12 protein-coding genes are annotated in these 14,144 nt (G+C 72.2%); 3 read left to right on the forward strand and 9 right to left on the reverse strand.

The features are described 5' to 3' along the window. Positions 1-146 precede the first annotated feature (146 nt). Entirely contained in the window at positions 147-1,133 is a 987-nt protein-coding gene (locus J8403_RS13910) for an LLM class flavin-dependent oxidoreductase (protein ID WP_211123476.1), read from the forward strand. A 43-nt stretch (positions 1,134-1,176) separates the two neighbouring features. Here J8403_RS13910 and J8403_RS13915 read toward each other — a convergent pair whose 3' ends face one another. From J8403_RS13915 to J8403_RS13930, 4 genes are all read right to left on the reverse strand, one after another. Beyond that, complete coding sequence (locus J8403_RS13915) at positions 1,177-2,595, reverse strand: sugar porter family MFS transporter (protein ID WP_211123477.1); 1,419 nt, start codon at positions 2,593-2,595, stop codon at positions 1,177-1,179. A gap of 216 nt (positions 2,596-2,811) precedes the next feature. Then, positions 2,812-7,338 carry an AAA family ATPase gene (locus tag J8403_RS13920; RefSeq protein ID WP_211123478.1) on the reverse strand — a complete coding sequence of 1,509 codons (4,527 nt, stop codon included), beginning with the start codon at positions 7,336-7,338 and terminating at the stop codon, positions 2,812-2,814. Positions 7,339-7,576: 238 nt separating this feature from the next. Beyond that, positions 7,577-7,786 (reverse strand): hypothetical protein, encoded by a 210-nt coding sequence (locus J8403_RS13925; protein WP_093464943.1) that lies wholly within the window; start codon positions 7,784-7,786, stop codon positions 7,577-7,579. Between the two features lie 375 nt (positions 7,787-8,161). Continuing rightward, positions 8,162-8,443 carry an acylphosphatase gene (locus J8403_RS13930; protein WP_211123479.1) on the reverse strand — a complete coding sequence of 94 codons (282 nt, stop codon included), beginning with the start codon at positions 8,441-8,443 and terminating at the stop codon, positions 8,162-8,164. A gap of 191 nt (positions 8,444-8,634) precedes the next feature. Here J8403_RS13930 and J8403_RS13935 point away from each other — a divergent pair, with 191 nt between their 5' ends. Together J8403_RS13935 and J8403_RS13940 are read left to right on the forward strand one after the other, a co-directional pair. Continuing rightward, on the forward strand, positions 8,635-9,558 hold the full coding sequence (locus J8403_RS13935) for a CAP domain-containing protein (RefSeq protein ID WP_211123480.1): 924 nt from the start codon (positions 8,635-8,637) through the stop codon (positions 9,556-9,558). Positions 9,559-9,704: 146 nt separating this feature from the next. After that, a complete protein-coding gene (locus J8403_RS13940) occupies positions 9,705-10,178 on the forward strand; it encodes a winged helix-turn-helix transcriptional regulator (RefSeq protein WP_211123481.1) in 474 nt (157 codons plus the stop codon). On the opposite strand, the gene mutM is transcribed toward J8403_RS13940, so the two are convergent. From mutM to J8403_RS13965, 5 genes are all read right to left on the reverse strand, one after another. Beyond that, the gene (mutM, locus tag J8403_RS13945) at positions 10,094-11,026 is read right to left on the reverse strand and encodes a bifunctional DNA-formamidopyrimidine glycosylase/DNA-(apurinic or apyrimidinic site) lyase (protein WP_211123482.1); all 933 of its coding nucleotides are present in this window, start codon (positions 11,024-11,026) and stop codon (positions 10,094-10,096) included. The genes J8403_RS13940 and mutM overlap by 85 nt on opposite strands. Before the next feature lie 118 nt (positions 11,027-11,144). Next, positions 11,145-11,981: a ribonuclease III gene (gene rnc, locus J8403_RS13950; protein ID WP_211123483.1), complete on the reverse strand. Its 837-nt coding sequence runs from the start codon at positions 11,979-11,981 to the stop codon at positions 11,145-11,147. A 19-nt stretch (positions 11,982-12,000) separates the two neighbouring features. Continuing rightward, positions 12,001-12,174 (reverse strand): 50S ribosomal protein L32, encoded by a 174-nt coding sequence (gene rpmF, locus J8403_RS13955; RefSeq protein WP_009714764.1) that lies wholly within the window; start codon positions 12,172-12,174, stop codon positions 12,001-12,003. Positions 12,175-12,176: 2 nt separating this feature from the next. Then, positions 12,177-12,767, reverse strand: a complete 591-nt coding sequence (locus J8403_RS13960) for a YceD family protein (RefSeq protein ID WP_228053356.1) — start codon at positions 12,765-12,767, stop codon at positions 12,177-12,179. A 202-nt stretch (positions 12,768-12,969) separates the two neighbouring features. After that, positions 12,970-14,121: a F0F1 ATP synthase subunit B gene (locus tag J8403_RS13965; RefSeq protein WP_211123484.1), complete on the reverse strand. Its 1,152-nt coding sequence runs from the start codon at positions 14,119-14,121 to the stop codon at positions 12,970-12,972. Positions 14,122-14,144: the final 23 nt, after the last annotated feature.

Genomic DNA, 14,144 nt, shown 5'->3' on the forward strand with positions numbered 1-14,144 from the left:
GATCGGCCGCCCCGCGTCCCAGGCACATGAGTCATCCGTCCCGGCCGTGCCCGGTCGGTGGGCCGAACGGCCCATGCGGGTGGTGATTTGACGGCCCGTCAGCTACGGTCCGGCTGCCGCATCCGCGACGAAGGAGGACATCCGCCATGCCCGTCACGGTCGTACGCCTCAACCTCGTCGATCCCGACGCGACCCCGCGCAGCCTGTCCGAGCGGTACCGCGCCGCCCTCGAGATGGCGGCCTTCGCCGACGAGCGGGGCATCTCCACCCTCCAGACCGAGGAGCACCACGGCTCCCCCGACAGCTGGCTGCCCGCCCCGCTGCCCTTCGCGGGCACGCTGCTGGGCGCCACCCGCCGGATCACCGTCACCCTCTCGGCGCTGATCGCGCCGCTGTACGACCCGCTGCGGCTGGCCGAAGACCTCGCCGTGCTGGACCTGGCCAGTGGCGGGCGGCTGATCACGGTGGCGGGAATCGGCTACCGGCCGGAGGAGTACGCGGCCCAGGACAAGGACTGGAAGCGGCGCGGGGCGCTGCAGGACGAGGCGCTGGAGACGCTGCTCGCGGCCTGGACGGGCGAGCCCTTCGACTACCGGGGCCGCACCGTCCGGATCACCCCGCGCCCGTACACCCGGCCGCATCCGCCGCTGCTGGTCGGCGGCAGTTCGCAGGCGGCGGCCCGCCGGGCGGCCCGCCTCGGGCTGCCGTTCTTCCCGAGCGCGCATCTGCCGGAGCTGGAGGCGTACTACCACGCGCGGCGGGCGGAGTACGGCACCGAGGGCTGGTGTCTGATGCCCCCGGCGGCCACCCCGCTGCTGCATCTGTCCGAGGATCCGGACCGGGCCTGGGCGCGGTACGGCGGCCATCTGCTGTACGAGGCGCGCAGGTATGCCTCCTGGCAGCAGGGCACGGTGCGCTCGGCGGTGCGTTCCCGGGCCGAGGACGTGGAGGCGCTGCGCCGCGAGGGCGTCTACCGCGTCGTGACCCCCGAGGAGTGCGTCGCGTACGCGGCGGAGGGCGGCGAGCTGGCGAGTCTGGTGCTGCATCCGCTGTGCGGGGGGATGCCGGTCGAGGAGGGCTGGCGGTCCCTGCGGCTGTTCGCGGAACGAGTGCTGCCCCGCCTCAAGGACTGAGGCGGGGCAGTTCTCCTGTGCGAGGAGTGGGCGGCGGGGGGGGTTAGCCCATCTCCTCCAACGCCTTGCCCTTGGTCTCCGGCACCCACTTGAGGATGAACGGGATCGAGAGCAGGGCGAAGGCTGTGTACATGACGTACGTGGCCGACAGGTTCCAGTCCGACAGGCTCGGGAAGCTGGCGGTGATGGCCCAGTTGGCGATCCACTGGGCGGAGGCGGCGACGCCGAGCGCCGCGGCGCGGATCTTGTTCGGGAACATCTCGCCGAGCAGGACCCAGACCACCACACCCCACGAGAGGGCGAAGAAGAGCACGAAGGCGTGGGCGGCGATCAGCGCGAGGACGCCCTGGGCGTGCGGCAGCTTGCCGTCCACCAGGTGGGCCGAGAAGGCCCAGGCCACCAGGCCGAGGGAGACGGCCATGCCCACCGAGCCGATGAGCGCCAGCGGCTTGCGGCCGATCCGGTCGACGAAGATCATCGCGATCACGGTGCCGAGGATGTTGATGATCGACGTGGTGAAGGAGTAGAAGAACGAGCTGCTCGGGTCGACGCCGACGGACTGCCACAGCGTCGAGGAGTAGTAGAACGCCACGTTGATGCCGACGAGCTGCTGGAAGACCGAGAGCCCGATGCCGATCCAGACGATGGGCAGTAGACCGAACCGGCCGCCGAGGAGGTCCTTGAAGGTGGACTTCTCCTCACTGCGCATGGCCCGGTCGATCTCGGCGACCCGCACATCGAGGTCCACGGTCTTGCCCTCGACCTCTTCGAGGACCTTCTTGGCCTGCTCGGTCCGGCCGGCGGAGATCAGGAAGCGGGGCGACTCGGGGATGGCGAAGGACAGCAGCCCGTAGAGGACGGCGGGGATGACCATGACGCCGAGCATCCACTGCCAGGCCTCCAGGCCGGCGATCTCGCCGCGCTGGTCGCCGTCGGCGAGGTTGAGGATGCCCCAGTTGACGAGCTGGGAGATGGCGATGCCGACGACGATCGCGGCCTGCTGGAACGAGGCGAGACGGCCACGGTAGGCGGGCGGGGCGACCTCGGCGATATAGGCCGGGCCGATCACCGAGGCCATGCCGATGCCGATACCGCCGAGCACCCGCCACATGGCCAGGTCCCACAGCGAGAAGGGCAGCGCCGAGCCGACCGCGCTGATCGTGAAGAGGGCGGCGGCGATCTGCATGACGCGGATCCGGCCGATCCGGTCGGCTATCCGGCCCGCGGTGGCGGCGCCGATGGCCGAGCCGATCAGGGCGATGGCCACGACCTGGGCGAGGGCCGCGGAACCGATGTCGTACTTGCCCCGGATGGCTTCGACCGCTCCGTTGATCACCGAGCTGTCGTAGCCGAAGAGAAAGCCACCCATCGCGGCGGCGGCGGTGATGAAGATGACATGGCCGAGGTGGTCCGGCTGGGCCTTGCGGCCCTCGGCTCCCTCTGCCTGCACGGTGGTGGACAACGTGAACTCCTGACGCCCGCCCGGCAACGCTGCCGGACGTGGGGGGACGGCTGGCCCTTCCAGCGGAGGCTGCCGAGGCGTCGACCACCACTTGAAGGTAAAAGCAATGTTGCTGAGACTATTCCTTCAAGTTTCGAAGTCAATAGCGTGTGACGAAGAAATCCTTCCAGCACGGCGACATGCGGCAGCATGTCTTGACTTCAAGTGTTGAATCGGTCACCGCAAGCGCTGGCTGATGACCTTTGAGACGCCGTCACCCTGCATGGAGACGCCGTACAGCGCGTCGGCGACCTCCATCGTCCGCTTCTGGTGCGTGATCACGATCAGCTGGGAAGCCTCCTGGAGCTCCTGCATGATCCGGATCAGCCGCTGCAGATTGGTGTCGTCGAGCGCCGCCTCGACCTCGTCCATGACATAGAACGGGCTCGGCCGCGCCTTGAAGATCGACACCAGCAGGGCCACGGCGGTCAGCGAGCGCTCCCCGCCGGACAGCAGCGAGAGCCGCTTGACCTTCTTGCCCGGCGGCCGGGCCTCCACGTCCACGCCCGTGGTCAGCATGTTCTCGGGGTCGGTCAGCACCAGCCGCCCCTCCCCGCCCGGGAACAGCCGGGAGAAGACGCCCTCGAACTCGCGCGCCGTGTCCCGGTAGGCCTCCGTGAAGACCTGCTCGACCCGCTCGTCGACCTCCTTGACCACCTGGAGGAGATCGGCCCGGGTCTTCTTGAGGTCCTCCAGTTGCTCGCTCAGGAACTGATGCCGCTCCTCCAGCGCCGCGAACTCCTCCAGCGCCAGTGGATTGACCTTGCCGAGCTGCTGGTACGCGCGCTCCGCGGCCTTCAGCCGCTTCTCCTGCTGCCCCCTCACATACCGCACCGGCTGGTTGCGCGGATGCTCCGGATCCTCCGGCAGCACCTCGCCCTCGGCGGGCGGGGAGGGCGGGACGAGCTGGTCGGGGCCGTATTCGGCGATCAGCCCGGCCGGTTCGACGCCCAGCTCCTCCAGCGCCTTGCTCTCCAGCTGCTCGATCCGCATCCGCTTCTCCGCCCCCAGCACCTCACCCCGGTGCACCGAGTCGGTGAGCTTGTCCAGCTCGCCCTTGAGGTCGCGCCCCAGGCCGCGGGCGGCATCCAGCTCCCGCTCGCGCTCGGCCTTGGCGCGCTCCGCGGCGTCCCGCTCCTGCCCGGCCCGTACCAGCGACACCTCGACATGAGCGAGCAGCTGACGGGCGCCGGAGGCCACGGCGGAGGCCACCTGGGCCTCGTGGCGCAGCCGGGCGCGCAACTGCTCGGCGCGGGCCCGGGCCTCGCGCTCGGCGCGCGCGCCCCGGTCGAGCGCGTCGGCCCGCCCCGCGAGCCCCTTGACGCGCTCCTCATGCGTACGGACCTGGAGCCGGGCCTCCATCTCGGTCTGCCGGGCGTTGGCGCCGTCAGCCGCGAGCCGGTCCCGTACGGAGGTGTCGGGCTCCTCCTCACCCGGTTGCTCCTCGGCCACCGCCAGCCGCTCGGCCAGCTCCTCCGCCTCCTCGGTCGCCCGCTCCAGCGCCTCCTCGGCCCTGGTGACGGCCGCGGCCGACCGCTCGGCCTCCCCGGCGGCCCCGCGCGCCGTCCCGGCCAGCCGGCCCAGCGACTGCGCGACCCGCGACTTCTCCCGGTCCGCCGCGCTCCGGCGCCCCGCCAGCTCCTCGACCAGCGCCAGGCACTCGGCCCGCCGCTCCTTCGCCGCGCGCTGTGCCCCGGCCAGCTCCTCGCACCGTACGGCGAGCCGCTCGAGCTCCGCGGCCGCCTCGTCGACGGACGCCTGCACCTCCAGCAGCGAGGGCGCCCCGGCCGACCCACCCTGTGCGAAGTGCGCCCCGAGCAGATCACCCTCGGCGGTCACGGCCGTCAACTCCGGCCGCCTGGTGAGCAGTTCCTCGGCCTCCTCCAGGGTCCCGACCACCACCATGCCGTCGAGCAACCGCCTTACGGCGGGCAGCAGCGCAGCGGGCCCGGCCACCAAATCCGCCACCAGCGGGGATGTTTCGGCCGCCGCGGCCTTACCGGGCTCATCGCGGGAGACGGCCCCCTCGGGCACGGCAACCGGAACGGTCGCCTCTCCCCCGGCGGGATGCGGCACCCGCGCGGAGACGGCCGAGGTGGACGGTCCACCGACGGCGGCGACCGTGGCACCGGGGTCCGAGGCGGATGGGGCGCCGTCGGACGCCGGATGGGGATCGCGGCCCTCGTCCCCGGACGCCTCCGGCCGCGTCCCCGGCACCACGGGCCGGTCCGCGCCGGGCCCTACGGACGAGCTCACGGCGCCCGTGTCGCTCCGGTTCGCGGTATCGGCGGCGGCCTGCGGCGCGCCAGGGCCGCCGGACCCCGACTCGGTACGCCGGGAGTCCGTCCCGCCGCGCCGAGAGCCGTCAGCGGAGCCGAAGGGCCCGGCTACCGCACCGTCCGGGGACCGCGTGCCCGGTACGGCGGCGGCCCCGTCCCCCGCGTCGGCGGACCCAGCCGCCCAAGCGTCCGGCGGAGGCGCGGCAGCCGGGGAACCCGCCCCGGCCGTGGCCGCTCCGGCATCCGCGCCCAATACCCCGCCCGCTTCCGAGCCACCGCCGGGCTCCGGCCCGAAGTCGGGAACAGAGGAGCTGGCCGCCGCCGGGGCAGCGCCCTCGGCCGCCGGGGCGGCGGCCGATCGCGGCGGGGTCACCTGGCCCGGCTCGCCCGGCACGCCCCCCTCGGCGCGCGTCCCCGGCACGAGGGCGGCGCCGCCCGGCTCGGGCTCACTGGCGGCGGCGTACGGCGCGGGCTCACCCGAGGCGGCGTGCGGTGCGGGCCCACCGGAGGCCGCACCCGGCACGGGCCCACCAGAGGCCGCGTGCGGGGCGGGCTCACCCGAGGCGGCACGCGAAGCGGGCCCACCCGAAGCCGCACCCGGCGCCGATTCACCCGAAACGGCGTGCGGTGCGCCCGAACCGCCCGGCTCCGCGGCGGTGCCCGGGGGCTCCGCTCGGTCGGGGGCGGCCGTGGTCACGTCGGGGGCGGCCGTGGTCAGGAGGAGGGCGGCTCGGCCGGCGTCGTCGGCGCGCAGGAGGCGGATCGCCTCGGCCGCCGCGCGGGGGCCGGTGACGGCGATCGCGTCGGCGGCGGCGCCCAGGGCCGCGGCGACGGGCACCTCGAAGCCCGGGGTGACGGTGAGGAGTTCGGCGGCGGGGCCCAGCAGTCCGCCGAGGCGGTCGGCGGCGGCCAGCAGGGCACCCGTGCCGTCCTTACGGCGCAGGCCGAGGGCGAGGGCGTCATGGCGGGCGGAGGTCGCGGCGCGCTCCCGCTCGGCGGCCGTGGCGGCCTCGCGGGCCTGGCTCAGCGCGGCCTCCGCCTCGGCCAGCTCACGCTTGGCGGCCTCATGGCGCTCCGCCAGTTCCGCGTCGTCCGCGTCGAGTCCGTCGACCTCCGCCTTGAGCTGCTCGTACTCCTCCTGCGCGGCGACCGCCCGGGTCTGTGCCTCGTCCCGGGACGCGGCCAGCCGCTCGATCTCGGCGCGCGCCGAACCGGCCCGGCTGCGGGCCGCGTTCACCTGGCCCTGGAGCCGGGCCAGCCCTTCGCGGCGGTCGGCGATGGCGCGCGCCACGTCCTTCAGACGGCGCTCCTCGTCGGCCAGGCCGCGCTCCAGCTCGGCCCGGTGCGCCACGGTGTCCTCCAGCGCCCGGCTCGCCGCCTCCAGGGCGGCCTCCAGCTCCGCCTCCTGCTCCCGGATGCGGGCCGCCTCGCGCTCCATGTCCTCCGGGTCGCGGCCGCGCCGCTCCTCCCCGGGGGCGGAAGTGGCGCTCTTGACCCGGGCGTCCGCCAGGCTGATCGTGCCGCGCACCCGCTCGGCGAGCTGCGAGAGCTCGTACCAGGTCTGCTGGGCGTCCCGGAGCCGGGGGGCGAGCTGCCGCACCTGCTCCTCCAGCGCCGCCTCGCGCTGCTGGGCACCCCGCAGCTCGGCCTCGGCGGCCTCCTTGCGCCGCTTGAGCTCGGCCTCGTCGGCGATCTCGGCGCGCAGCGCCTCGCGCAGGGTCACCAAGTCGTCGGCGAGCAGGCGCAGCCGGGCGTCGCGCAGATCGGCCTGGATGACGGCGGCCCGCCGGGCCACCGCGGCCTGCCGACCGAGCGGCTTGAGCTGGCGGCGCAACTCGTCGGTGAGGTCCTGGACGCGTGCGAGGTTGGCCTGCATGGCGTCCAGCTTCCGCAGCGCCTTCTCCTTGCGCTTGCGGTGCTTGAGGACGCCCGCGGCCTCCTCGATGAAGGCGCGGCGGCCGGTCGGGTCGGCGTGCAGCACCCCGTCGAGCTGGCCCTGCCCGACGATGACGTGCATCTCACGGCCGATGCCGGAGTCGGAGAGCAGCTCCTGGATGTCCAGCAGCCGGCAGGTGTCCCCGTTGATCTGGTACTCGCTGCCGCCGTTGCGGAACATGATCCGCGTGATGGTGACTTCGGCGTAGTCGATCGGCAGCGCGCCGTCCGCGTTGTCGATGGTGAGCGAGACCTCGGCGCGGCCGAGCGGGGGACGGCCGGTGGTCCCGGCGAAGATGACGTCCTCCATCTTGCCGCCGCGCAGGGACTTGGCACCCTGTTCGCCCATGACCCAGGAAAGGGCGTCCACGACATTGGACTTGCCCGAGCCGTTGGGACCGACGACGCAGGTGATACCCGGCTCGAACCGGAGCGTCGTGGCGGAGGCGAAGGATTTGAACCCTCGCAGGGTCAGGCTCTTGAGATGCACGCCATTGGACTCTACCCGCCACCCCTCTTCCGGCACCGTCCCGTGACGGTGGCGGCGCGCTCCCGTCCCGGCTTTTTCTCGGTTTCAGCAATGATCGGTTTCACCGCTGGGAGAGAGGGGCACATCAGTCGGTAAGGGTGGCTCGGAGACCACTTGGGAGACGACGAAGGGACGCCGAGGCGTCCCTTGAAGGTTCTCAAGCGGCTGACGATGCAGCCCGACCGGCCCTTGGGCTGGGTCAGGCGAGCGCAGGCTCCGCCTGGGATACGTCGATGCTTTCGAGCAGCGAGTCGCCGTGGTGGTGAGCGGCGGCGGACAGTGCGTCGTTCTCGGCCTGAATCCGGACGAGCTCGGATTCAAGATCCTGGACGCGCTGCTGAAGCCGTCGCATCTCGGCGAGGACTCGGGGGTCGGAACCGCCGACGTAACCGAGAAGCGCCTTTGCCATGATGGATGGTCCTCCACACTGAGTGACCGACCGAAGCGGTGGTGGGTCGTGAGGGAATTTGCACCCGCGATGCTTGCCGAAATTACTACCGTGCTGCGCGGCAAACCGTTAAGGTGCGCGGGGCTTCCAGCGTCTCACCAATTGGTTTGAGGGTCAACACGATCACATGCCGACGGGGCCGCAAGGGCCGAGAGCACACGGGCGGCGGACGGTGCCGGCCCCTCTCCAGAGGACCCATGGCGGTCGGGGATCTTCCGTGACACCGCAGCCTTCCACGGCGCGGCGCCGTTGGCAACCATCAGCCGATTTCTGCTCACCGTGCGCAGGGAAGGCATGGTCAGCGGGGTGCCGCGGAGGGTGCCTCCGGTGAGTTGATCAACGGATTTCGAAGGTGTCGTAACCACCGCGCGGTGTGTCCCAGATCTCGGTGATTCCCTCGACTTTCCCGGGCGTGTCGCCATCCCGGAGCCATTCGAGCAGCTGTTCGCATTCCGCACGCGGGCCCTCCGCGACCACCTGCACCCGCCCGTCGGCGAGGTTGGAGGCAAAGCCGACGAGGGCCCCGATACGCAGCGCGTTGGCCCGGGTGTACCAGCGGAAGCCGACGCCCTGGACGCGGCCGCGGACCCACACGGTGAGGCGGACTCTCTCGTTCATACGCGCACGCTAACCCCACGCGCGAGCAGGCGCTAAACCATCCAATTAGCAACTGTGCACGCGCGTTGGGGCCCGAATGGCGTACAGTCCCGGCTCAACGAGACTCACCCACACGAGTGATACATGGCTCGCGCACACGAGTGACACATTTCGAGCGACTTTTGACGCCGAGAACACAAGGAAGGCAGGAGATGGGCCGCCATCGACGATCTGCCCCCGGGGCCGTGGCGCACGACGCCATCGCAGGCCGCCACCGGGGACCGCACCGGAGCCCCCTCGCTCCGGTCCGGACCGGACTGTTGGGCGTGTCCGCCGCCGTCGCGGTCGGCGCGGTGGCGATGGCCTCCGGACTCGTTCCGGGCGACGGCTACCAATTGGGCGGGGGCAATGACTCCGCCGGACAGGTCCAGGCGGGCGGTCCCACCGACTCGGGCCTGGAGACACAGGGCTCGCAGTCCGCGGCCCCCACCGGCCGCGGCTCGGTGCCGCCCAGCCGCGGCGACGACCGCCCTCACGCACCCTCCACAACTCCCTCCAAGACCCCTCCCAAGCCCTCCAGCCCCCCTTCCACCCGACCGCCGGAGCAGCCGGGGCCCTCCGCGCCCTCAGGGAGCGCCGGAAACAACGGAAACGGAAACGGCAAGGGCGGCTCCAAGGGCGCCGGGCACGGGAAGCCGTCCCGTACGCCCACGACGGAGCCGACCGCACCCGCGCCCCCCGCGGAGTCGGCCGGCCCCGAGACCGCCTCGGAGACCGAGGTCCTCACCCTCGTCAACCAAGAGCGCGAGAAGGCCGGCTGCGCCCCCGTGACGGCCGACCCCAAACTCGCCCAGTTGGCCGAGGACTTCAGCGAGGACATGTCCCTGCGCCAGTTCTTCGACCACATCAGCCCCGACGGCGACAGCCCCTGGGACCGCGCCGAGAGCGCGGGCATCCTGGACCTGGGCGGGGAGAACATCGCCCGCGGCCAGTCGGACGCACAGGCGGTCATGGACTCCTGGATGAACAGCTCCGGCCACCGCGCCAACATCCTCAACTGCTCGTTCAAGCGGCTGGGCGTCGGCACCCACTTCGGCACCGGCGGCCCCTGGTGGACCCAGGACTTCGGCTACTGAGCGCCTGAGCGGGCGACCACAGCCCGTCACCCGCCGAGCCCGGGGCGTATGCATGCGCCCCGGGCTTCGCATGCGCCCGTAGCTGCATACTCACCATGCGAAAGCGCACCCCTGGAGTCAGCGCTGAGTGCGCGTATGGTGTGTGCATGGACTGTGAACGCACTGGCGCGGCGTCCTCCACGGCCGACGCGGAGAACCTGGCCTTCGACGTGTTCGCCCGCGCCTGCCCCTCGCGCGGCACGCTGGAGCATGTCACCGGAAAATGGGGCGGTCTCATCCTGGGCGCGCTCCACGACGGCAGCTTCCGCTTCAACGAGTTGCGGCGGCGGGTCGACGGGGTCAGCGAGAAGATGCTGTCCCAGACGCTGCACGCGCTGGAGCGCGACGGTCTGGTGCACCGCGAGGCCCAGCCGACCAACCCGCCCCGCGTGGACTACCGGCTGACCCCGCTGGGCAGCGCGGTCGCCGAGCGGCTGCTGGCCCTGATCGATCTGGTCGAGGACCGGATGCCCGAGGTGCTGAGCGCCCAGGAGCGCTATGACACCGTGCGCGCCGAGAGCGGCGAGACGGCCGGGCGGGACGACGGCCGGGCCGCGATGGCCGGGCGCGGCGGGCGCTGACAGCGCGGGCAGAAGTAGCTGGAGCGGTTCATCCAGGGGCGGCGGCGCATCGCGGTGCCGCAGCGGCGGCACGGCTCGTCCTCGCGGCCGTAGGCGTCCAGGGAGCGCTCGAAGTACCCGGACTCGCCGTTCACATTGACGTAGAGGCTGTCGAAGCTGGTGCCGCCGACGGCCAGCGCCGCGGCCATCACCTCGCGCACATGGCCGAGGAGTTCGGCGGCGCGCGGGCGGGCGAGGGTCGCCGTCGGCCGGTCGTAGTGCAGCCGGGCGCGCCACAGCGCCTCGTCGGCGTAGATGTTGCCGACCCCGCTGATCAGCGACTGGTCCAGCAGGGCGCGCTTGATCGTGGTGCGGCGGCGGCGCAGCGCGGTGTGGAAGGCGGCCTCGTCGAAGGCGGGGTCCAGCGGGTCGCGGGCGATGTGCGCGATGGCGTCCGGCAGCCCCTCCAGGTCGCCGGGGACGGTGTCGTGCAGCGAGAGCCCGCCGAAGGTGCGCTGGTCGACGAAGCGCAGCTCGGTGCCCGCGTCGTCGGCGAAGCGGACCCGGATCCGCAGATGCTTCTCGTCGGGGGCCTCGGCCGGCTGGACCAGCAGCTGCCCGCTCATCCCGAGATGGGCCAGGACCGCCTCGGCGGCGGCGTCATCGTCGAACGGCAGCCACAGGTACTTGCCGCGGCGGCGGACGATCCCGGTGCGGCGGCCCCTGAGCCGGGCCGCGAAGTCCTCCGCGCCGCCGAGGTGGCGACGGACCGCGCGCGGATGCAGCACCTGGACGTCGGCGACCGTACGGCCGCTGACCCAGCGCTCCAGTCCGCGGCGGACCACCTCGACCTCGGGCAGCTCGGGCAACGGGGGCCTCCTTGGCCTTGAGCCCTCACCGCCCCCGGGCGGAACGGCCGGGCGGGCCGTCCGCCACGGGGGCGGTGAGAGGTGTTACGGACGTGACGGACGGTACGGGGAAGGGCGATCAGCGTGCCGAGGAGGCCGTGTCGGCGGCGGCTCCGCCGTCCGCCGCCGTGGTGGCGGTTTCGGCGTCGGCCGCCTTGGCCTTCGCCTGAGCCTCGTCGGCAGCCGCGCGAATCGCGCGCCAGGCGGCCTCGGCCGCCTGCTGCTCGGCTTCCTTCTTGCTGCGGCCGGTGCCGGTGCCGTACGCGACACCACCGACGCGGGCAGCAGCCGTGAAGGTCTTCTCGTGGTCGGGACCGGTCTCGGAGACCAGGTACTCCGGGACCCCGAGACCCTCGGTGGCGGTCAGCTCCTGGAGGCTGGTCTTCCAGTCCAGGCCGGCGCCGAGGTTCGAGGACTTCTCGATCAGCGGGTCGAAGAGCCGGTGCACCAGCTCGGCGGCAGCGTCGAGCCCCCGGTCGAGATAGACCGCGCCGATCACCGCTTCAAGGGTGTCGGCGAGGATGGAAGCCTTGTCCCTGCCCCCGGTGCCCTCTTCGCCCCGGCCGAGCCGGATGAAGGCGCCGAGGTCCAGACCGCGGCCCACTTCCGCGAGCGCGCGCGAGTTCACCACCGCGGCCCGCAGCTTGGCCAGCTGGCCCTCGGGCAGGTCGGGGTGGATGCGGTACAGCGTGTCGGTGACCACCAGGCCGAGCACGGAATCCCCGAGGAATTCCAGCCGCTCGTTGGTGGGCAGCCCGCCGTTCTCGTACGCGAAGGAGCGGTGGGTCAGCGCACGCACCAGAAGGGCGGACTCGAGCTGGTACCCGAGCCGCCCTTCCAGGATCGTGTGGGACGAGGCCGTGTCCGCCTGGGACGCTTCACCGCGCTTACGCGGGGGCGTAGTGGCGTCTGACATAGAGCCTGTCACCCGCCGATCAGACCTCGAGGACCTGGCGGCGGTTGTAGGTGCCGCAGCTCGGGCACGCGATGTGCTGCTGCTTCGGCTCGTGGCAGCGCTCGCACGCCACCAGGGTGGGGACCGCAGCCTTCCACTGCGACCGGCGGTGGCGCGTGTTGCTGCGCGACATCTTCCGCTTCGGAACAGCCACGGCTACTTCTCCTGTGGGTCATCCCCGCGCTCGCGGGGTGCGTTGTCCTTCTCGCCGTCCCTCATGGTCTCGGCGAGTCCCTGCAGTGCCGCCCAACGGATGTCGGCGGCATCGTGGTGGTGGTCGGGGTCGTCCGCGAGACGGGCGCCGCATTCGGCACACAGCCCGGGGCAGTCCTCCCGGCACACCGGCTGCAGCGGCAGTGCGAGCACCACCGCGTCACGCAGCACGGGCTCGAGGTCGAACAGGTCGGCCTCGAGGAAGAGCCTGTCCTCCTCCTCGGCGTCGTCGCCGGTATCCGCGTCGCGGCTCCGGTCGTCGGCGTCGGGGTAGGAGTACATCTCCTGGAAATCCGCTTCGAGCTCTCGCTCCAGCGGCTCCAGACACCTTACGCACTCCCCCGTCAGCGGTGCACGGGCGGTGCCTGTGACAAGCACCCCTTCCATGACCGACTCCAGGCGGAGGTCCAGCTCGACGGTCGCGCCTTCCGGCACCCCGATAACCTCGATGCCGAGGTCCTTCGGCGCCGCCACGGAACGGGAGATCCTTTTCAGCGCACCAGGACGACGGCCCAGCTCGCGCGTGTCGAACACGAGAGGGGCACGGTGGTCGAGGCGGGCGTTCAGGGCTTCCTGCTTTCTACGCTGCGGCGGGCCACCCGATCATTCGCTACGAAACGGGCAGCCGAGATCGCGGACGTACACGCGACCGAAGAGCCAGGATACTGGACAGGCCGCCGTAGACCCAATCCGCCCGGTGGGGGCGGAGTTCTGGCGGCCTGGGGCGTACGGGGACCTAGCGGCCCTGCTCGTACTGGCGGAGCTGATCGAGGTCGATCATGCTCGTGTCGAACAGGCTGGTCTCGTCGAGCGCGGCGCCCGACTGCTGCTGCTGATGGTGGTGCGGCGGCTGCTGGGGCTGCTGGGGCACATAGCCCGCGTTCGGGTCGTAGCCCTGGGCCTGGGCCTGCTGCTGCCAGGCGTAGGCGTCCTGCTGATAGCCGCCCTGCATGGCGTACGGGTCCTGCTGCTGCGCGACGTAGGCCTGCTGGTCCTGCTGCGGTACGTAGGCCTGCTGGTCCTGCTGCGGTACGTAGGCCTGCTGCTGGTAGCCGCCCTGCATGGCGTACCCGTCCTGCTGCTGGTAGCCCGCGGTGGCGGCGTAGTACGCCGCGTCGGCGGCCGCCTGATCGGGCTGGGCCACGGGCTGGGCGACGGCCGCCTGGGACTGGGCGAGGTCCGCCAGATAGTCGTCGTCGGTGGTCCGCAGGGCCATGCCGGCCTCGTCCTGGGCCGCCATATGGGCGCCGAGCTCATCGGCGGGCCGGGCCCCGAGCAGCTTCTGACGGCCCCGGCCGACCGCCTCCAGGGTCTTGGAGAGGACCGCCGAGACGGCCCCCAGCTTGGTGTCCACGTACTCGTCGGCGCGCTGCCGCAGGGTCGCCGGGTCGGCGCTGCGCTCCGGGCCCTCGTCGGGCTGCTCGAAGCCGTCCTCGGCGCCGGGCACGCGGCCGAGCAGCTTCTCGCGGCCGCGGCCCACCGAGCCGATGGTCTTGGTGAGCACGACCTCGAAGTTGGCCAGCTTGCTGTCCACGTAGTCGTCGGCCTCGGCGCGGATCTCCTCGGCCTCCCGGCGGGCCTCGGTGAGGATCCGGTCGGCCTCCTCCTGGGCCTTCCGCACCATCTCCGTATCCGAGATCAGCGAGGCGCCCTGGGCGTGCGCGGACTCGATGATCCGCCCGGCCTCCCGGCGGGCCTCCTCCACCATCTGGTCCCGGCCGCCGATCAGCTCCTGGGCGTGGGCCAGGGAGTCCGGGAGTGCCGCGCGCACCTCTTCGAGCATGGCGAGCAGCTCGGCGCGGTTGACCACGCACGAGGCCGACATGGGCATGGACCGGGCGCCGCCGACGGTATCGACGATCTCGTCGAGCTTCTTCTGCACGTCCACTGTGGGTGCTCGCAGACTGTCTG

The sequence above is a fragment of the Streptomyces yatensis genome (assembly GCF_018069625.1).
Taxonomy (GTDB): domain Bacteria; phylum Actinomycetota; class Actinomycetes; order Streptomycetales; family Streptomycetaceae; genus Streptomyces; species Streptomyces yatensis.